Source organism: Enterobacter sp. HMSC16D10, from assembly GCF_001807145.1.
Lineage (GTDB): Bacteria > Pseudomonadota > Gammaproteobacteria > Enterobacterales > Enterobacteriaceae > Enterobacter > Enterobacter roggenkampii.
Genome location: NZ_KV787884.1, coordinates 35,842 through 54,904, shown reverse-complemented (window position 1 = coordinate 54,904; position 19,063 = coordinate 35,842). Strand labels below are relative to the sequence as shown.

The 19,063-nt window shown below is 57.3% G+C and carries 21 protein-coding genes; 4 read left to right on the top strand and 17 right to left on the bottom strand.

Features of this window, described 5'->3' with window-relative positions:
- Positions 1–85: 85 nt before the first annotated feature.
- From pepB to trmJ, 10 genes are all read right to left on the bottom strand, one after another.
- Positions 86–1,372 carry an aminopeptidase PepB gene (gene pepB, locus HMPREF3143_RS14020; protein ID WP_070533409.1) on the bottom strand — a complete coding sequence of 429 codons (1,287 nt, stop codon included), beginning with the start codon at positions 1,370–1,372 and terminating at the stop codon, positions 86–88.
- Positions 1,373–1,432: 60 nt separating this feature from the next.
- A complete protein-coding gene (gene iscX, locus HMPREF3143_RS14015) occupies positions 1,433–1,633 on the bottom strand; it encodes a Fe-S cluster assembly protein IscX (RefSeq protein WP_003860650.1) in 201 nt (66 codons plus the stop codon).
- A gap of 1 nt (position 1,634) precedes the next feature.
- Positions 1,635–1,970, bottom strand: coding sequence for an ISC system 2Fe-2S type ferredoxin (gene fdx / locus HMPREF3143_RS14010; RefSeq protein WP_003860652.1), 336 nt, complete (start codon positions 1,968–1,970; stop codon positions 1,635–1,637).
- A gap of 1 nt (position 1,971) precedes the next feature.
- Positions 1,972–3,822, bottom strand: coding sequence for a Fe-S protein assembly chaperone HscA (gene hscA / locus HMPREF3143_RS14005; protein ID WP_070533407.1), 1,851 nt, complete (start codon positions 3,820–3,822; stop codon positions 1,972–1,974).
- Positions 3,823–3,836: 14 nt separating this feature from the next.
- Entirely contained in the window at positions 3,837–4,352 is a 516-nt protein-coding gene (gene hscB, locus HMPREF3143_RS14000) for a co-chaperone HscB (protein ID WP_008502155.1), read from the bottom strand.
- An 80-nt stretch (positions 4,353–4,432) separates the two neighbouring features.
- Positions 4,433–4,756, bottom strand: coding sequence for an iron-sulfur cluster assembly protein IscA (gene iscA / locus HMPREF3143_RS13995; protein WP_008502156.1), 324 nt, complete (start codon positions 4,754–4,756; stop codon positions 4,433–4,435).
- A gap of 13 nt (positions 4,757–4,769) precedes the next feature.
- Positions 4,770–5,156 carry a Fe-S cluster assembly scaffold IscU gene (gene iscU, locus HMPREF3143_RS13990; RefSeq protein ID WP_003860661.1) on the bottom strand — a complete coding sequence of 129 codons (387 nt, stop codon included), beginning with the start codon at positions 5,154–5,156 and terminating at the stop codon, positions 4,770–4,772.
- A gap of 24 nt (positions 5,157–5,180) precedes the next feature.
- Positions 5,181–6,395 (bottom strand): cysteine desulfurase, encoded by a 1,215-nt coding sequence (gene iscS, locus HMPREF3143_RS13985; protein ID WP_008502157.1) that lies wholly within the window; start codon positions 6,393–6,395, stop codon positions 5,181–5,183.
- A 119-nt stretch (positions 6,396–6,514) separates the two neighbouring features.
- The gene (gene iscR / locus HMPREF3143_RS13980) at positions 6,515–7,006 is read right to left on the bottom strand and encodes a Fe-S cluster assembly transcriptional regulator IscR (RefSeq protein WP_008502158.1); all 492 of its coding nucleotides are present in this window, start codon (positions 7,004–7,006) and stop codon (positions 6,515–6,517) included.
- Positions 7,007–7,237: 231 nt separating this feature from the next.
- A complete protein-coding gene (trmJ, locus tag HMPREF3143_RS13975) occupies positions 7,238–7,963 on the bottom strand; it encodes a tRNA (cytosine(32)/uridine(32)-2'-O)-methyltransferase TrmJ (protein ID WP_070533405.1) in 726 nt (241 codons plus the stop codon).
- 131 nt (positions 7,964–8,094) lie between these two features.
- Here trmJ and suhB point away from each other — a divergent pair, with 131 nt between their 5' ends.
- Positions 8,095–8,898: an inositol-1-monophosphatase gene (gene suhB / locus HMPREF3143_RS13970; protein WP_003860668.1), complete on the top strand. Its 804-nt coding sequence runs from the start codon at positions 8,095–8,097 to the stop codon at positions 8,896–8,898.
- Between the two features lie 59 nt (positions 8,899–8,957).
- Here suhB and HMPREF3143_RS13965 read toward each other — a convergent pair whose 3' ends face one another.
- On the bottom strand, positions 8,958–9,938 hold the full coding sequence (locus HMPREF3143_RS13965; RefSeq protein WP_021241867.1) for a nickel/cobalt transporter: 981 nt from the start codon (positions 9,936–9,938) through the stop codon (positions 8,958–8,960).
- Positions 9,929–10,567 (bottom strand): DUF1007 family protein, encoded by a 639-nt coding sequence (locus HMPREF3143_RS13960; protein ID WP_023344691.1) that lies wholly within the window; start codon positions 10,565–10,567, stop codon positions 9,929–9,931. Before HMPREF3143_RS13960 ends, HMPREF3143_RS13965 begins: the two co-directional genes overlap by 10 nt.
- A 125-nt stretch (positions 10,568–10,692) precedes the next feature.
- Here HMPREF3143_RS13960 and csiE point away from each other — a divergent pair, with 125 nt between their 5' ends.
- Entirely contained in the window at positions 10,693–11,970 is a 1,278-nt protein-coding gene (gene csiE, locus HMPREF3143_RS13955) for a stationary phase inducible protein CsiE (RefSeq protein WP_063618362.1), read from the top strand.
- Here csiE and HMPREF3143_RS13950 read toward each other — a convergent pair.
- Positions 11,965–13,110, bottom strand: coding sequence for a 3-phenylpropionate MFS transporter (locus HMPREF3143_RS13950; RefSeq protein WP_070533403.1), 1,146 nt, complete (start codon positions 13,108–13,110; stop codon positions 11,965–11,967). The two genes, csiE and HMPREF3143_RS13950, sit on opposite strands and share 6 nt — an antisense overlap.
- A 173-nt stretch (positions 13,111–13,283) precedes the next feature.
- Here HMPREF3143_RS13950 and HMPREF3143_RS13945 point away from each other — a divergent pair, with 173 nt between their 5' ends.
- Positions 13,284–13,706, top strand: coding sequence for a DoxX family protein (locus tag HMPREF3143_RS13945; RefSeq protein ID WP_023615984.1), 423 nt, complete (start codon positions 13,284–13,286; stop codon positions 13,704–13,706).
- 54 nt (positions 13,707–13,760) lie between these two features.
- Here the strand turns inward: HMPREF3143_RS13945 and glyA are convergent, their stop codons facing one another.
- A complete protein-coding gene (glyA, locus tag HMPREF3143_RS13940; protein WP_008502165.1) occupies positions 13,761–15,014 on the bottom strand; it encodes a serine hydroxymethyltransferase in 1,254 nt (417 codons plus the stop codon).
- Positions 15,015–15,318: 304 nt separating this feature from the next.
- Here glyA and hmpA point away from each other — a divergent pair, with 304 nt between their 5' ends.
- Positions 15,319–16,509: an NO-inducible flavohemoprotein gene (hmpA, locus tag HMPREF3143_RS13935; protein ID WP_070533401.1), complete on the top strand. Its 1,191-nt coding sequence runs from the start codon at positions 15,319–15,321 to the stop codon at positions 16,507–16,509.
- Between the two features lie 73 nt (positions 16,510–16,582).
- Here the strand turns inward: hmpA and glnB are convergent, their stop codons facing one another.
- The 3 genes from glnB to qseG form a co-directional block, all read right to left on the bottom strand.
- Positions 16,583–16,921 carry a nitrogen regulatory protein P-II gene (gene glnB / locus HMPREF3143_RS13930; protein ID WP_003860685.1) on the bottom strand — a complete coding sequence of 113 codons (339 nt, stop codon included), beginning with the start codon at positions 16,919–16,921 and terminating at the stop codon, positions 16,583–16,585.
- An 80-nt stretch (positions 16,922–17,001) separates the two neighbouring features.
- Complete coding sequence (glrR, locus tag HMPREF3143_RS13925) at positions 17,002–18,339, bottom strand: two-component system response regulator GlrR (protein WP_021241871.1); 1,338 nt, start codon at positions 18,337–18,339, stop codon at positions 17,002–17,004.
- Positions 18,326–19,063 carry a two-component system QseEF-associated lipoprotein QseG gene (qseG, locus tag HMPREF3143_RS13920; protein ID WP_070533399.1) on the bottom strand — a complete coding sequence of 246 codons (738 nt, stop codon included), beginning with the start codon at positions 19,061–19,063 and terminating at the stop codon, positions 18,326–18,328. The genes glrR and qseG overlap by 14 nt, the downstream gene beginning before the upstream one ends.

Here is a 19,063-nt window from a genome sequence, read left to right as displayed (position 1 = left end):
CGTAGGCCCGTGCAAGCGCAGCGCCGCCGGGCAATATGATGACGCCGAAGGCGCGCGTAAGCGTAGCGCCACCCGGCAAAAAAGATTACTCAGCCGTCAGCAGGTTCGCCACGGTACGCACGCCCAGACCGGTCGCGCCCGCGGACCACTGTTCTACCGCCGCTTTACGGTAGGTTGCAGAGCAGTCAATGTGCAGCCAGCCCTCGTGGTAGTTCTCAACAAAGTGAGACAGGAACCCTGCTGCGGTGCTTGCCCCCGCCGGGTACGCCGCGCTGGCGGTGTTGTTCAGCTCGGCAAAGTTGGACGGCAGCTGGCTACGGTGGAACTCGGCCAGCGGCAGACGCCAGAACGGTTCGTTTTCCGCCGCGGCGCTCGCCAGCAGGCGTGCGGCCAGCTTGTCGTCAAAGCTGAACAGCGCGTGGTAGTCATTGCCCAGGGCGGTTTTCGCCGCACCGGTCAGGGTCGCCATGTCGATAATCAGCTCTGGCTTCTGCGCTGAGGCGTCGATCAGGCCATCGGCCAGCACCAGTCGGCCTTCGGCGTCAGTGTTCATCACCTCAACGTTTTTGCCGTTACGGTAGCGAATGATGTCGCCCAGCTTGAAGGCGTTGCCGCTCACCATGTTGTCCGCGCAGCACAGGTACAGCTTCACGCGCTTTTTCAGACCGCGGGTGATGGCAAACGCCAGCGCGCCGGTGATGGTGGCCGCGCCGCCCATGTCGGACTTCATGGAGTCCATGAACGCGCTCTGCTTCAGGCTGTAGCCGCCGGTGTCGAAGGTGATGCCTTTACCTACCAGGCAGGCAAAGACAGGGGCGTCTTTATCGCCGGTTGGGTTGTAGTCCAGCGCCAGCAGCACCGGTGGACGCTCAGAACCACGGCCCACGGTGTGGATACCCATGTAGTTCTGCTCGCGCAGGTCTTCACCCTTGGTGATGCGGTAGGACATCTTGTCGCCCGCCACGCCGCACAGCAGGTCAACGGCGCGCTGCGCCAGCTGCTCAGGGCCTAACTCTTCCGCCGGAGCGTTAATGGTGTCGCGTACCCAGTCGATGATTTGCAGACGGCTTTCCAGCTCTTTCTGACCGGCTTCGTCGAGGTTCGCCCACTCAATTTTGCGGGTGCCTTTCGGCCCTTTGTAACCCGCCCAGAACGCCCAGCTGCGGTCGGTGTCCCAGCCTTCGCCTTCCAGCGAGACATGCTTAATGCCCAGACCGTCAATTTTACGCGCGGCGCGCTGGATCAGGCCCAAATCATCGTTGCCCGTCAGGTGCAGGGTAATACCGTCGTTGTTGATGCTGTAGCTGGCTTTCTCGCCCCAGCGTGCGTCAGCAGGCTGATTCGAGAGCGTAATCTTCATCGCTTCGGTCATTTTATTTTTCCTTATTAGCAACTAGCAAACGGGCCGCCTGAAGGCAGCCCGTTTTGTTATTTATTCTGCTTCATCTAACCAGACTAACAGAATCGCCTCCAGAATTTTTTCATTGGATGCGTTTGGATCGTCGTCGAAATCTTCCAGATCGCAGATCCACTGATGCATATCGGTGAATCGTACGGTCTTCGGATCGAGATCCGGGTTCGCGTCGTAGAGCGCTTCGCCGATTTCACGGCTGTCTGTCCACTTCAGTCCCATATTAATGCTCGCGTGCGTGGTTGATGGTGTAGCGTGGGAACTCCACGACCAGATCTTCATCGGTCACCGCAGCCTGGCAGCTTAAGCGGCTGTCTGGCTCTAGACCCCATGCTTTATCCAGCATGTCGTCTTCGTCTTCGGTGCTCTCGGCGAGAGAGTCAAAACCTTCACGCACGATGCAGTGGCAGGTGGTGCAGGCACAGGATTTTTCACAGGCGTGTTCCACTTCGATACCTGCACGCAGGGCAACATCGAGAATGGTTTCACCGGTCTTCGCTTCCAGAACAGCGCCATCCGGACAGAGGTCCGCATGAGGCAAAATTACAATCTTTGGCATATTAAACCTCGTCCACGGACTGGCCTTTCAGCGCGACGCGGACAGATTTGTCCATGCGGCGAGCAGCAAAGTCCTGGGTTTGTTTATCAACGTTTTTAATGGCTTCTTCTATTGCGTCAGCGTCATTGCCTTCGGCCACGGCGCTTAAGCGCGCGGCGGCTTCGTCAATCACCTGACGCTCAGCGGCGCTTAACAGCGCGGCGTCGGCAGCGAGCGCGCCGTTCAGGCTCTCCAGCACGCGTGCGGCTTCCACTTTTTGTTCAGCCAGCATACGCGCCTTCACATCCTGCTCGGCGTAGCTCATTGAGTCCTGAATCATGGAGGCGATTTCGCCATCGGTCAGGCCGTAGGACGGCTTCACCTGGATGGACGATTCCACGCCGGTGGATTTTTCCATCGCCGTGACGCTCAGCAGGCCGTCCGCGTCCACCTGGAAGGTGACGCGAATATGCGCCCCGCCCGCCGGCAGCGCCGGGATGCCTCGCAGCGCAAAGCGCGCCAGAGAGCGGCAGTCCTGCACCAGCTCGCGTTCGCCCTGCATCACGTGGATGGACATCGCGGTCTGGCCGTCTTTAAAGGTGGTGAACTCCTGCGCGCGCGCCACCGGAATGGTGGTGTTACGCGGGATCACTTTCTCCACCAGGCCGCCCATGGTTTCTAAACCGAGAGACAGCGGGATGACGTCCAGCAGCAGCATTTCGCTGTCCGGCTTGTTGCCGACCAGTATATCGGCCTGAATCGCGGCGCCCACGGCAACCACTTTGTCCGGGTCGATGGAGGTCAGCGGCGTGCGGCCAAAGAATTCGCCCACGCGCTCGCGCACCAGCGGCACGCGGGTCGAACCGCCCACCATGACCACTTCCAGCACTTCGCTAGCCTCAACGCCGGCATCTTTCAATGCGCGACGGCAGGCCAGTAAGGTGCGTTTCACCAGCGGGGCAATCAGTTCGTTAAACTGGTCGCGGGTGATGTCACCCTGCCAGCCCGCAACATTGACGGTAACCGTCTGCGCATCGCTCAGGGCGATTTTAGCGTCGATGGCCGCATCCAGCAGTTCACGCTGTATGCGGGCATCGCTGCGATCGCTGATGCCCGCCTGCTCGCGGATGTAGTCCGCCAGCAGATGGTCGAAGTCATCGCCGCCCAGCGCGGAATCCCCACCGGTCGCCAGCACTTCAAATACCCCGCGGCTCAGGCGCAGGATAGAGATATCAAATGTCCCGCCGCCGAGATCGTAAACCGCGATCACCCCTTCCTGACCGGAATCGAGGCCGTAGGCAATCGCCGCCGCCGTCGGTTCGTTCAGCAGACGCAGCACGTGCAGGCCCGCCAGACGCGCGGCGTCTTTGGTGCCCTGACGCTGTGCATCATCAAAGTAAGCAGGAACGGTGATCACCACGCCGTCCAGATCGCCGCCGAGCGTGGCCGTGGCACGCTCCGCCAGCGCTTTGAGGATGTCAGCGGAAACACGAATCGGGTTCAGCAGACCGGCCGCGGTCGCAATCATCGGCAGGCCGTTTTCACTGGCCTGCAGCTGATACGGCAGATGCGGGTAGCGGGTCTGAATATCGGCCAGCGAGCGGCCCATCATGCGCTTGACGGAGCTGATGGTGTTGGCCGGATCGCGCGCGGCGTTCGCGCGGGCGTCATAGCCTACCGCGTGACCCTGCTGCTGGTAGTGGACCACGGAAGGCAGCAGATGGCGGCCCTGCTCGTCAGCCAGCGTTTCCGCCTGGCCGCTGCGCACGGTCGCCACGAGGGAATTGGTGGTGCCCAGATCAATACCCACCGCCAGACGACGCTGGTGCGGTGCGGCACTTAAGCCAGGCTCACTAATTTGTAATAAGGCCATAATTGCTTCCGAAATTAAAAATCGAGCAGCTTTTCTTCGAGTTGTTCAGCACTGCTTCGCAGTTTATCGAGAAAACGGAGTTTGCGCACAGTGTCTGCCGCCACGTCCCAGGTCTCGTTGTTCAGTTGCTCCACCATCTGCTGATGGCGGGTATCGAACATGCCCTTCACGCGCGTGATGAAGCTTTCCAGACGCGCTTCGTCTTTGGCCTGTTCAATCTCATCCAGCTCTTCGCGCAGCTCCAGCTGCTCCATCAGAAACGCCGTGTCGCGCACGGTGTGCTGTTCGCTCGCCAGATCAAAACCGTGGAGCGAGAGCAGATACTCAGCGCGCGCCAGCGGATGGCGCAGCGTCTGCCAGGCCTGGTTGATGGTCGCGGATTGCGACACCGCAGCCAGCTGCTCTGCCTGAGTACCGCTCGCGAATTTGTCCGGATGGTACTGACGCTGCAGATCCTGAAAACGGATCGTCAGCGCCTGGAGATCGATCGGGTATTGAGCGGGTAGTCCGAAGAGAGTGAAGTAATCCATAACAATCTCAGGGGTAGCCTGTTAGAACAAACCCCACGCGTAGCGGGTAACGCCACGGTGGGGTTTCGGATGACGCGCGGTTAAACGTGGAAGCTTTCGCCGCAACCACACTCGTCTTTGACGTTCGGGTTCGTAAATTTGAACCCTTCGTTCAGGCCTTCTTTGACGAAGTCCAGCTGAGTGCCGTTGAGGAATTGCAGGCTTTTGCCATCGACCACCACCTTCACGCCCTTGTCTTCAAACACGATGTCGTCAGACGCCGGCTCGTCAACAAACTCCAGTACGTAAGCCATACCAGAACAGCCGGAGGTACGTACGCCCAGTCGCAGGCCAAAGCCTTTACCACGGTTCGCCAGAAAAGAGCTTACTCGCGCGGCAGCGCTGTCGCTAAGGGTAATCGACATACTCAAACCTCAATTATTTTGCTTCACGTTTGCTTTTGTAATCCGCAATGGCGGCTTTGATCGCGTCTTCTGCCAGAATTGAGCAGTGAATTTTCACCGGTGGCAGTTCGAGTTCTTCAGCAATATCCGTGTTCTTGATTGCCTGTGCTTCGTCCAGAGACTTGCCCTTCACCCATTCGGTGACGAGGGAGCTGGACGCGATAGCAGAACCGCAGCCGTAGGTCTTGAAGCGCGCGTCTTCAATGATACCTTCATTGTTGACTTTGATCTGCAACTTCATCACGTCGCCACACGCTGGCGCACCGACCATGCCGCTACCAACAGATTCGTCGCTGTTGTCAAAAGAGCCAACGTTGCGCGGGTTTTCGTAATGATCGATGACTTTTTCGCTGTATGCCATGATTGAATTCTCCTTATGTACCGATTAGTGATGTGACCATTCAATGCTGTTCAGATCCACGCCCTGCTTGAACATTTCCCACAGTGGAGAAAGGTCGCGCAGACGGCCAATGGAGTTGCGAACCAGCTTGATGGTGTAGTCAATCTCTTCTTCGGTAGTGAAACGACCTAAAGAGAAACGGATAGAGCTGTGTGCCAGCTCGTCAGTCATACCCAGCGCGCGCAGCACGTAGGATGGCTCAAGGCTTGCAGACGTACAGGCAGAACCGGAAGAAACCGCCAGGTCTTTCAGCGCCATGATCAACGACTCGCCTTCAACATAGTTGAAGCTGACGTTGAGGATGTTTGGTGCGCCCTGCTCGAGATCGCCGTTCAGATACACTTCTTCCATATCTTTCACGCCGTCCCACAGACGGTTACGCAGCGTGCGCAGGCGTGCCATCTCGGTTTCCATCTCTTCTTTTGCAATGCGGTAGGCTTCGCCCATGCCCACGATCTGGTGAACAGGCAGCGTACCGGAACGCATGCCGCGCTCGTGACCACCGCCGTGCATCTGTGCTTCGATGCGGATACGCGGTTTACGACGAACGTACAGCGCGCCGATGCCTTTCGGGCCATAGATTTTGTGGCCGGAGAAGGACATCAGGTCAACTTTCAGCTGGCTCAGGTCGATAGGCAGTTTGCCCACGCTCTGGGTCGCGTCCACGTGGTAGATGATACCGCGCGCGCGGCACATTTCGCCGATGGTCGCGATGTCTTGTACCACGCCGATTTCGTTGTTGACGTGCATGATGGAGACCAGAATGGTGTCATCACGCATGGCCGCTTCGAGCTCTTTCAGATCGATGATGCCGTTGCTCTGTGGCGCCAGATAGGTAACTTCGTACCCTTCACGCTCCAGCTGGCGGCAGGTGTCCAGCACGGCTTTGTGTTCGGTTTTGCTGGTGATAATGTGCTTGCCTTTTTTCTGATAAAAGTTGGCTGCACCTTTGATCGCCAGGTTGTCGGATTCGGTCGCACCGGAGGTGAAAACAATCTCACGCGGGTCGGCACCCACCAGGTCAGCAATCTGATTACGGGCGATATCAACCGCCTCTTCAGCATGCCAGCCAAAACGGTGTGAACGGGAAGCTGGGTTACCAAAGTTTCCGTCCAGGGTCAGACACTGCATCATTTTCTCGGCAACACGCGGGTCCACCGGCGTGGTTGCGGAGTAATCGAGATAAATCGGTAATTTCATTGCTCTTTAAACTCCGTACATCGCTTCAATGCAAGGAATCAGGCAACCGGCTGGATGTACGACCGAGTACACGGGGCGAGTCTACGCCCCGGCCTGATTCTGAAATACTTATCGTTTTATTACGCGCGTAATTTGACGTCGATAGCGTCCTGCGCGCGGGTGCTGCGTTGGGAATCATGGCTGTGCTGACGCCCCGAAACATCCAGAACTTCCTGGTTATTCACCAGCTCACCGAGGGTGATGTTGTTCAGGAAGCCGGTCAGACGGTCGCTCAGATCGCGCCACAGCGCGTGGGTCAGGCATTTATCGCCGCCCTGGCAGCCGCCTTTACCCTGGCAACGGGTCGCGTCAACGGATTCGTCAACGGCGCTGATCACTTCGCCAACTGCAATACTGCCCGCGTCTTTACCCAGCAGATAACCGCCGCCTGGGCCACGAACGCTGGAAACCAGTCCATTTTTACGCAGTCTGGAGAACAGCTGTTCCAGATAAGAGAGGGAGATCCCCTGTCGTTCAGAAATATCAGCCAACGGAACCGGGCCCGCTTCGGAGTTGAGCGCAACGTCCAGCATCGCGGTCACGGCATAACGCCCTTTAGATGTCAGTCTCATGTCTTACTTAACCTCAAACTCGCCCCTGCCCGGGGTTTTTTATTGTAAAATGGGGTATTGCATAGCAGGGCCAAGTCTGACATTCCTGACTAAAATGGTCAACTATTTACTTGACTGTTTTAGTCAGGTATTTAACCTTCTGTGCCGTTTTTTGTCGGGTGGCGCTTCGCTTACCCGACCCGCGGTTTTGTAGGCCGGATAAGCGAAGCGCCACCCGGCGAACAGACGACACTACTCTTTATTTTTCTGCTCAATCGACGCCAGGATCCCGCGCAGGATGTTCAGCTCCTGGCTTTCCGGACGCGCGCGGGTAAACAGACGGCGCAGCTTGTTCATCACCTGACCCGGGTGGCCTTCACGGATGAAACCGGTAGAGAGCAGCGTCTGCTCCAGGTGACCGTAGAAGCGCTCAAGGTCGTCCACCAGCGGATAGGCCGTCTCTTCTTTAGGCTCAATCTCTTTTTCCTGCGTCGCCAGCCACGCCATACGCACTTCGTAGGCGATAACCTGCACCGCCATCGCCAGGTTCAGCGAGCTGTACTCCGGGTTTGCCGCAATCGCCACGTGATAATGACACTTCTGCAGCTCGTCGTTGGTCAGGCCAACGCGCTCGCGGCCGAACACCAGCGCAACCGGTGCTTGTTCAGCCTCAGAGACACTTTTCAGGCCGCATTCACGCGGATCGAGCATTGGCCACGGCAGCGTGCGCGAACGCGCGCTGGTACCGACAACGAGGCTGCAGCCGGCCAGCGCTTCGTCAAGGGTATCGACGATCTGGGCGTTGCCGATCACGTCGCTGGCTCCGGCCGCCAGGGCGATGGCCTGCGAGTCTGGCTTCACCAGCGGGTTAACCAGCCACAGGTTCGTTAAGCCCATGGTTTTCATAGCGCGGGCAACGGAGCCCATGTTGCCGGTGTGCGATGTTTCGACCAGCACGATTCGAATGTTTTGCAGCATAATTTTTAATGTCTGGATTCAGTGTCTGAAGAATATTCGGGCATATTATCATAAACGGGAGACATAATCCGATCCCGCTGCTATACTCTGCGCCGATTTTCCTGTTCTTTAACATCCAGTGAGAGAGACCGATGCATCCGATGCTGACCATCGCCGTGCGCGCAGCGCGCAAGGCGGGTAATGTAATTGCCAAACACTACGAAACGCCAGACTCCGTAGAAACCAGCCAGAAAGGCAGCAATGATTTCGTGACGAACGTCGATAAAGCCGCAGAAGCGATTATTATCGAAACGATCCGCAAATCTTACCCACAGCACACCATCATCACCGAAGAAAGCGGTGAACATGAAGGTACCGATCAGGATGTTCAATGGGTTATCGATCCACTGGATGGCACCACCAACTTCGTCAAACGCCTGCCACACTTCTCTGTGTCTATCGCCGTACGCATTAAAGGCCGTACTGAAGTCGCCGTTGTGTACGATCCAATGCGTAACGAACTGTTCACCGCGACCCGCGGTCAGGGCGCGCAGCTGAACGGCTACCGTCTGCGCTGCAGCAACGCACGCGATCTGGACGGCACCATCCTGGCGACCGGTTTCCCGTTCAAGGCGAAACAGCACGCGACCACCTATATGAATATCCTGGGCAAACTGTTCACCGAATGCGCGGACTTCCGTCGCACCGGTTCTGCTGCACTGGATCTGGCCTACGTAGCAACCGGCCGCGTTGACGGTTACTTCGAACTCTCACTGAAGCCATGGGATTTTGCTGCGGGCGAGCTGATCGCGCGTGAAGCAGGCGCCATTGTTTGCGACTTCACCGGCGGCCATAACTATATGTCTACCGGCAACATCGTTGCGGGTAACCCACGCGTTGTTAAAGCCATGCTGGCCAACATGCGTGATGAACTGAGCGATGCGCTGAAGCGTTAATCCAGTTTGTTAAGCCCGGTGGCGCTACGCTTACCGGGCCTACAAAATCCCTCAGTACGCTAGAAAGGCCGCAATCCCCTTCCCACCGGCACCGCGCTCATCCACATCGTCACCGCCGCCACCAGCAGAATCACTCCCCCCGCCAGCGCAAGCGTTGTCCACCCTATCTGTCGCCACAGCACCGGCGTTTTACTGCCGCTGAGTTTGACCGCCAGCTGACGGAAGCTGTGAACCAGCAGCGCTAAAGACGAAATGGTGAGAGAGGTTCCTGCCGCCATCGCCAGCGCCGACAGCATTCCCCAGCCAAAGACACCTATTATCTTACTGAACAGCAGCACCATAATGGCACCCGAGCACGGGCGCATCCCCATCGAGAGAATAATCATCAGCCGGGCGCGCCAGTCGTCGCCGTTCTGTAATTGTTCCTGCGTGGGCAGATGCTGATGACCGCAGCCGCAGTGTTCATCATGAACGTGGTGCGGCGTAAAGGATTTGAACGTGGGCTTTTTCAGCAGCGCGCGCAGTTTTTTCAGCGCCCGCCAGCAGAGGATCAGCCCCAGCACGCCTACCAGCGCATAGCTGCCCTTCTCCAGCCAGAAGCTGCTCATGTGCAGCTGGCGCGCCGGAAGCTGTAATAGCGAAAGCACAACAACAACCAGCGCAATCGCCACGCTGCCCTGAAGCAGCGAAGAGGCCAGCGTCAGGCCGATGCTCGATTTCAGCTTTGACGGATGGGTGGCAAGCCAGGTGGTGATGACGACTTTGCCGTGCCCCGGCCCCAGCGCGTGCAGAACGCCATAGACAAAACTGAACGCCAGCAGCGAGCCGCCCGCTTTGGCCGGGTTATCCGCCACCGCCTTCAGCAGTCCGCTCATCTGCTGGTTGACTTCACGCTGCCAGATAATGCTTTTCATCATCACCTGCGGCCAGGCCTGCCACAGCCACAGCGCCCCACAAACCGCGAACAGCAAAAAGAGCGCCAGCGGCCAGAGGTGTAGCCAGCGGCGAGACTTCCGAACTGGAGAGGAGATCACTGACATTGTAACGTCACCTCCTGCGCGAACTGTTTACCCAGCTCCATGTCCTCAGGCGGGGCATCTGCTTTATCCAGCGAGATCGCAAAATTCAGCGTCTCTTCGCTGGGTTTCGGGGTGTGCACGCCAATTTTGCAGCTTTTTTGCAGCGCGTCCGGCAGCCGTACGTCGCTGTCTTTGTCATAGCGCATGTCGACATAGTAGGTTGGGTCAAAAGTGGAAAAGCGGTACGTTTGCCCGGCCAGCGGCTGAGGATGCGCCAGCGGAAGCACGAACGTCAGCACCGCCTGATGCCCGTCACGCGTCATCCCGTATTCCGTTGGACGGTTCTGAAATTTGACCTTTTGGCCGTTATGCCAGAATTCGGTGAAGTAGTGCTGGCCGAGCACGTTGGCCATTACTTCCGCCGCCAGTTTTTTCCAGATGTCGTCGCCGGGCTTCGCGTTTCCCGCATCATAGAGCAGGTCAGCCGAAGTGATTTCATCCATCGTCCAGCGCATTTTCAGGCCGCTCAGCTGCGTGCCGTCGGTGACCAGCTCGGTCTGGAGACCAATAAAACTGTGAGGGTGGGCGCTGGCGGTGAAGGTGATAACCGCCAAAAATAACGCCATCGCACTTTGTTTAACTGTTTGCATCAATTCCTCACGTCAAAAATTCTGTGATGTTCCCCTGCAATCCTGAGTGAAAGGCCTGCCGGCGCGCTTTTCAGCGCTCATCCTTTAGCTATTCTTATCAAACATTCACACTGGATACCCGACAGATGATGACGACGCTTGAAATTCCATCTGTGCTTTCCAGTTCGCAGCGCCGCTGCCAGGTGCTTTTGATGCTTTACCTGCCCGATGCTGCCGTCACCGCACAGAGCATAATCGCTGCCAACGGCGTGGACGACGCGATGGCACGGCAAGATATAGCCGAGACGCGCGATGAAATCCAGCGCTATCACCGGCTGGATATCGTCACGCACCACGACGGCTGCTACCGGATTGAAGGCACAGCCCTGAATCAGCGTTTATGCCTGCTGCACTGGCTGCGTCGGGCGCTGCGGCTCTGCCCGCAGTTTGTCTCGCACCAGTTTACCCCCGCATTAAAAACCGCGCTTAAACAACACGGCATCGCGCGCCCGCTTTACGACGATGCGAACCTGCGGGCGCTGATCGGCTTCTGCTCTCGCAAGCTGCAGCGCCAGTTTGAATGCCGCGATGTGCAGTTTTTACAGCTCTATCTGCAATATTGTCTTATTCAGCACCAGCTCGGGAATACGCCGCAGTTTTCGCATGCCCAGCGCAGCTGGACCCAGTCGCGGGGAGAGTATTTTACGGCGCAGGAGATTGTCCGCCACTGGAAGCGGCGCGTGCCACAGGGCGCGCACGTGGATGAACAGCTGTTTCTGGCGCTGCTGTTTATGATGCTCCGCACGCCCGATCCGGTTCTTGATAAGCACCAGCAGGATCAGCGTCTACGCCGGGCCATCGTGCGCATGGTGGCCCGTTTTCGCTCGCAGACCGGAATGAACTTCAGCGATGAGCAGGGGCTGACCGATCAGCTGTATATCCATCTGGCTCAGGCGCTGGACCGTTCGCTGTTTGAGATCGGCATCGACAACAGCCTGCCGGAGGAGATCCATCGCCTTTATCCCCGTCTGTTACGCACCACGAAAGAGGCGCTGTTTGAGCTGGAGGCGGAATTCGGGCTGCGTTTTTCCGACGAAGAGATGAGTCTGGTGGCGGTAATTTTCGGTGCCTGGCTGATGCAGGAAACCGATCTGCATGAAAAACAGGTGATCCTGCTGACGGGAGACGATAAAGCCAGTGAGGAACAGATCGAACAGCAGCTTCGCGAGCTGACGCTGCTGCCGCTCAACATTCGCTACCTGACGCTGCAGGCCTTTCAGAAAGAGGGGGCGCCGCGCGAAGCCGCGCTGGTTATCACCCCCTACCCTACGGCCCTGCCGCTGTTCTCGCCGCCGCTGATCCATGCCGTTGAGACACTGAACGCGCAGCAGCAAGAACATATTCGCGCCATGCTGGAATCATAGCGACGCGCGGGCGGCCACTTTAGGGCGAACAACAGTGGCGGGCAAGGCAACGAGCGCCATCACCCAGAAGACGCCGTGCCCCAGATGCTGATAGAGGAACCCCGCAAAGACCGTCATGATCGCAATACTGCCCCCCATTGCCACTGCCGAATAGACGGCCTGCAGGCGAATCACGTCCCCGCCCTCGCGCGCAGCGATATAGCGCATGGCCGCCAGATGGCACACGGTAAAGGTGCCGCAGTGAAGAATTTGCGCCACAATCAGCCACGGCAGATCGGTCGTCCAGCCCATAATCCCCCAGCGCGCCACGCCGCACACGGCGGAAAGCAGCAGCAGGTCACGCGCGCCAAAGCGACGGAACAGTTTTTTGCTCAGGGCAAAGATAATGACTTCGGCCACCACGCCCAGCGACCACAGATAGCCCACGGCGGAAGCGGAATATCCTGCGCCTTGCCAGTAGATGGCGCTGAAACCATAGTACGCCGCATGTGCCCCCTGAAGGAGGCATACGCACGCCAGAAAACGCCAGCTCTGTGCGACCAGGCTCCGCCAGGCGGGCCAGCCTGCGCTCTCCTGATGGCGGCTTTCCCCCTGCGGCATCACCGACGGTCGCAGCAACATACCCAGCAGCATTGAGGCAATACCGATGCTCAGCAGGGCAAGAATGGCGCGGTAATCGTAAAGGCTGACCAGTTTGCCCACCAGCGCCGAGCCAATCACAAAGGCGATAGAGCCCCACAGGCGCACGCGACCGTAGTCCATGGTGATCTGTTTCTGCCAGGTGTTCGCCAGGGCATCCGTCAGCGGCACCAGCGGTGAGAAGAACAGGTTAAAGCCGACCATCACCACCATCAGCCAGGCAAACTGGTGGCTGACCCAGAAGCAGGCCACAAAGACCAGGGTCAGCAGAGCCAGAATGCGTACGGCCTTGATCAATAAGGAGGGATCGCTGACGCGCGGGGCGATCAGGAGGCTGCCGAGGAAACGCGCCACCAGCCCGGCCCCCAGCAGAACGCCGATGGTCTCGGGCGTCAGGCCGATACCCTTAAGCCAGACGCTCCAGAAAGGCAGAAAAATGCCGTAGCTAAAGAAATAGGTGAAATAACTGAGCGCCAGCCAGCGCGTGGAATGCAAGACCATGAATCCCTCCCGAAATCGAGGCCATAGTCTGGCGAGAATATAAAAATTAAGCAAGTAGATAGCCTGCTATAAATTAACGAAAAATTAACATCTTGTGCAGTCGTCTGGCTTATGGCAGGGAATGAAAATGTGTATTACGTTTAAATTACTCCATTTGCAGAGGTATTTCTGCCATGAACTCACTACGTTATCTCGATTTTGGTCAGTCGCGTCATCTGCTGCTGCTCATTGGCCGCATCGCGCTTGTCGTGCTGTTTATTATCTTTGGTTACCCGAAACTGACGGGGTTTAGCGGTACCGTACAATATATGACCTCGCTGGGTACGCCGATGCCCATGCTGGCGGCCATTATTGCGGTGGTGATGGAAGTGCCTGCTGCGATCCTGATCGTACTGGGCTTTTTCACCCGTCCTCTCGCGGTACTGTTTGTCTTCTATACGCTGGGCACGGCGATTATCGGTCACCACTACTGGGATATGACCGGTGATGCGGTCGTACCGAATATGATTAACTTCTACAAAAACGTCAGTATTGCTGGCGCCTTTATTTTGCTGGCGATTGTCGGACCTGGCGCCATCTCCCTGGACCGGCGTTAAGCCATAAAAAAAGGCCGCATGCGCGGCCTTTTTTATTTCTGCAAAGCAGAGGAATTATGCGTATACCGGGAAGCGTGCGCAGATATCCAGAACTTTACCTTTAACGCGCTCGATAACCGCTTCGTCATTGATGTTGTCCAGAACGTCACACATCCAGCCCGCCAGCTCTTTTACTTCCGCTTCTTTGAAGCCGCGGCGAGTCACGGCCGGAGAACCGATACGGATACCGGAGGTCACGAACGGGCTCTTCGGATCGTTTGGCACGCTGTTTTTGTTCACGGTGATGTTGGCGCGGCCCAGGGCAGCGTCAGCTTCTTTACCGGTCAGGTTCTTATCAACCAGATCCAGCAGGAACAGGTGGTTTTCAGTCCCGCCGGATACCACTTTGTAGCCACGGTTCAGGAACACTTCCACCATCGCTTTGGCGTTCTTAGCAACCTGCTGCTGGTAAACCTTGAACTCTGGCTCCATCGCTTCTTTCAGCGCGACCGCTTTTGCCGCGATAACGTGCATCAGCGGGCCGCCCTGCGCGCTTGGGAACACCGCGGAGTTCAGTTTTTTGTACAGCTCTTCGTCACCGCCCTTCGCCAGGATCAGGCCACCGCGTGGACCCGCCAGGGTTTTGTGGGTGGTGGTGGTCACAACGTGCGCATGCGGAACCGGGTTAGGGTAAACGCCAGCAGCGATCAGGCCCGCTACGTGCGCCATGTCAACGAACAGGTAAGCACCGATGCTGTCTGCGATTTCACGCATTTTTGCCCAGTCAACGATGCCGGAGTAAGCAGAGAAGCCACCGATGATCATCTTCGGTTTGTGCTCTTTAGCCTGCTTCGCCATGTCTTCGTAGTCAATTTTACCGGACTCATCAATACCGTAAGGGATGATGTTGTACAGTTTGCCGGAGAAGTTAACCGGGGAGCCGTGAGTCAGGTGGCCGCCCTGCGCCAGGTTCATACCCAGAACGGTATCGCCCGGCTGCAGCAGCGCGGTGTAGACCGCGAAGTTAGCCTGAGAGCCAGAGTGCGGCTGGACGTTTGCATAGTCAGCGCCAAAAAGTTCTTTCGCACGATCGATAGCCAGCTGCTCAACGATATCAACGTACTCGCAACCGCCGTAATAGCGTTTGCCCGGGTAACCTTCAGCGTATTTGTTGGTCAGCTGAGACCCCTGCGCCTGCATCACGCGCGGGCTGGTGTAGTTTTCGGAGGCGATCAGTTCGATGTGCTCTTCCTGACGTACTTTTTCCTGCTCCATAGCCTGCCACAGTTCGGCATCATAATCGGCAATGTTCATTTCACGCTTTAACATCCGCATCTCCTGACTCAGCTAACAAGTAAATTTTGGCCTGAAAAGGCAGTCCTGTTGGACGACGGGCAACAGTATAACTGATTAGTTCTGTGATAACAGGTCTTGACAAACGATTTTACGCAAACGTTTTCCTACCCGCCACGCAAGGGTTTGAGGAATAAAGCGCTCGCCCTTTCCAGCGGATTTCTTTTCAGGTTTGTGATGCATATTTTTCATCTTGCAAAGAACCATTTACAACGCAGGGGTATTTTTTATAAGATGCATTTAAAATACATCATTAAAATGACATCAGAAGGACGCGCTCATGCTCGACGCTCAAACCATCGCTACCGTAAAAGCCACTATTCCCCTGCTGGTGGAAACCGGCCCTAAACTCACCGCCCATTTCTACGACCGCATGTTCACGCACAACCCGGAGCTCAAAGAGATTTTCAACATGAGCAACCAGCGTAACGGCGATCAGCGTGAAGCGCTGTTCAACGCCATCGCGGCTTACGCCAGCAATATTGAAAACCTGGCTGCGCTGCTGCCCGCGGTGGAAAAAATCGCGCAGAAACATACCAGCTTCCAGATCCAACCCGAGCAGTACAACATCGTCGGCACTCACCTGCTGGCGACGCTGGACGAAATGTTCAGCCCGGGTCAGGAGGTGCTGGACGCGTGGGGTAAAGCCTACGGGGTGCTGGCAAACGTGTTTATCAACCGTGAAGCGCAGATTTACAGTGAAAACGCCCGCAAGAACGGCGGCTGGGAAGGTACCCGCGCATTCCGCATCGTTGAGAAAACGCCGCGCAGCGCGTTAATCACCAGCTTCGAGTTTGAGCCGGTGGACGGTAAACCGGTGGCCGATTACCAGCCAGGACAGTATCTGGGCGTGTGGCTGAAGCCTGAAGGTTTCCCGCATCAGGAGATCCGCCAGTATTCTCTTACCCGCAAGCCAAACGGCAAAGCCTACCGCATTGCGGTGAAGCGTGAGGACGGCGGTCAGGTTTCCAGCTGGCTGCACAACGAAGCTAACGTGGGCGACGTGGTCTATCTGGCCGCGCCAGCGGGCGACTTCTTCATGGCCGTTGAAGCGAATACCCCGGTGACGCTGATCTCTGCGGGTGTCGGCCAGACGCCAATGCTGGCCATGCTCGATACGCTGGCAAAATCACACCACGGTGCGCAGGTTAACTGGTTCCATGCCGCCGAAAACGGCGACGTGCACGCCTTTGCGGATGAGGTGAAAACGCTCGGAGCCTCCCTGCCGCGTTTCACCGCGCATACCTGGTATCGTCTGCCGACGGAAGCGGATCGCGCTGCCGCGCAATTTGACAGCGAAGGGTTGATGGATTTACGCCAGCATGAAGGTGCGTTCAGCGCACCGGAGATGCAGTTCTACGTCTGTGGACCGGTGGCGTTTATGCAGTATGCCGCGAAGCAGCTGGTTGAGCTGGGCGTGAACAAAGACAACATTCATTACGAATGTTTCGGGCCGCATAAGGTGCTGTAATGCAAAAAGCCCCTCGTTTGAGGGGCTTTTTTTCGTCGGGTGGCGGCTGCGCCTTACCCGGCCTGGAAAATGTTTAAATCGCGGCGTCGTCTTCTTCGCCGGTACGGATACGGATCACGCGCGCCACGTCAAAGACGAAGATTTTACCGTCGCCGATTTTGCCCGTCTGCGCCGTGCGGATAATGGTGTCCACACAGGTATCGACGATATCGTCGCTGACCACGATTTCAATTTTCACTTTCGGCAGAAAGTCGACCATGTACTCTGCGCCACGGTAAAGCTCGGTGTGACCTTTCTGACGACCAAAACCTTTCACTTCCGTCACGGTCATCCCGGTGATGCCGACTTCCGCCAGCGCTTCACGCACATCATCCAGTTTGAAAGGTTTAATAATCGCATCAATCTTTTTCATGGTGGGTCCTTAAACTCTTGCCTGTAAGCTGCCTCGTAATCGATTGCCCACAGTACCATATTCAGGCAAATTTTGCGGTACTACTCTTTAAAATCGTTCGCTTCCAGCTCGTGGCGCGAGAGCAGCTTGTAAAACTCGGTGCGGTTGCGCCCGGCCATCCGCGCCGCGTGGGTCACGTTGCCTTTGGTGATCTGCAATAGCTTGCGCAGATAGTTCAGCTCGAACTGATTCCGCGCTTCGGCAAACGTCGGCAGCGCCGTGTTTTCCCCTTCCAGCGCCTGCTCCACCAGCGCATCGCTGATGACCGGTGAGGAGGTCAGCGCCACGCACTGCTCAATCACGTTGACCAGTTGACGCACGTTACCCGGCCAGCTTGCGGCCATCAGCCGCTTCATCGCATCGGTGGAAAACGCGCGCACGAACGGTTTATGACGATCGGCCGCCTGACGCAAAAGATGGTTCGCCAGCAGCGGGATGTCTTCCGCACGTTCGGCCAGCGCCGGGATCTTCAGGTTGACCACGTTCAGACGGTAGTAGAGATCTTCGCGGAACTCGTTGCGGGCCATCACTTTTGGCAGATCGCGGTGGGTAGCGGAGATAATTCGCACGTTAATATCGATATCGCGGTTGCTGCCCAGCGGGCGCACTTTGCGCTCCTGCAGCACGCGCAGCAGCTTGACCTGCAGCGGCGCGGGCATGTCGCCAATCTCGTCCAGGAAAAGCGTGCCGCCTTCCGCCGCCTGGAACAGCCCTTCACGGCTGCTTACCGCGCCGGTGAATGCGCCGCGGGCATGACCAAACAGTTCGGATTCAAGCAGCTGCTCCGGTAGCGCGCCACAGTTAATGGCGATAAAGGCGTTTTTACTGCGCGGGCTGGCGTTATGAATCGCCTGCGCCAGGATCTCTTTCCCGGTTCCGCTCTGGCCGTTGATGAGCACGCTAACGTCCGACTGCGCCACCATCCTCGCCTGTTCAAGCAGGCGCAGCATCACGGGACTGCGCGTGACGATAGACTCCCGCCACGCTTCATCCCCCGCCGGAGCGGCATGTTCCAGCGCGCTGTCGATAGCCTTATACAGCGCGTCTTTGTCCACCGGCTTGGTCAGGAAGCTGAATACCCCCTGCTGCGTCGCGGCAACCGCATCCGGGATCGACCCGTGCGCGGTCAGGATAATCACGGGCATCCCCGGCTGCTGCTTCTGGATCTCCGCAAACAGCTGCAGGCCGTCCATTTCATCCATCCGCAGGTCGCTTATCACCAGATCGATTTTCTCGCGGCTGAGAATTTTCAGCCCCTCCAGCCCGCTTTCCGCGGTCACGACGCTGTAGCCTTCACTCACCAGACGCATCCCCAGCAGCTTTAACAGACCGGGATCGTCATCCACCAGTAAGAGATGGGCTGGTTTACGGCTCGTCATGCTTCACATCCTCTTGTTTCGGCGTATCGCTGTCCGGCGCAGCGGAGGAACTCCCCGGCTGATATTTACGCGACGAGAGCTGTCTTTCGATATCGGTCAGGTTCTCCAGCTTACGCGTCGTGGTATCCAGCTGCGTACGTAAATGTTGCTGCTGTTGGCGCAGTGTATCAAGCTCGCTATCGGTTGACTGTTGCAGCTTGCTGTAGCGGGAGCGCTCTTCAGAAAGCTGAAGCTGTAGCGTCTGGCCATCGCGCCAGAGCTGGTATACCGGGCGGATCTGTACCGGAAGATTGACGACAAAGGTGTCCAGCCGGGTCACGTTGGCGCGGCGTTCGACGGGGGTAATTTTCGCATCTGCGAGTAAAATCCCACGCTTGAAGGCGTCCTGCCAGGTGTCATCATCCAGCATCGCCGCTTTCGCGCGGGCGTCGACCGGCGCCAGACGCTGGGCGCAATCTATCCCGCGCAGCCAGAACAGCGGGTTAGTTTCGACGTCATGGCCTGAGAGGTTCCAGATGTCGTCACAGCGGGTTGAGAGGAAATCAGCCAGCTGGTTATCGGGCCATTTATCTTCTTGTTTATCGCTAATCGCACTTTGTGGCACATGGGAAACACACCCTGCCAGAAATACACAGGGCAGGCTCAGGCGAAGCGTGCTGCGGGAAAACACCGCGCGTACGGCGCGGGAAAAGACGTGTGACATACTCACCAGACATAGATTCAT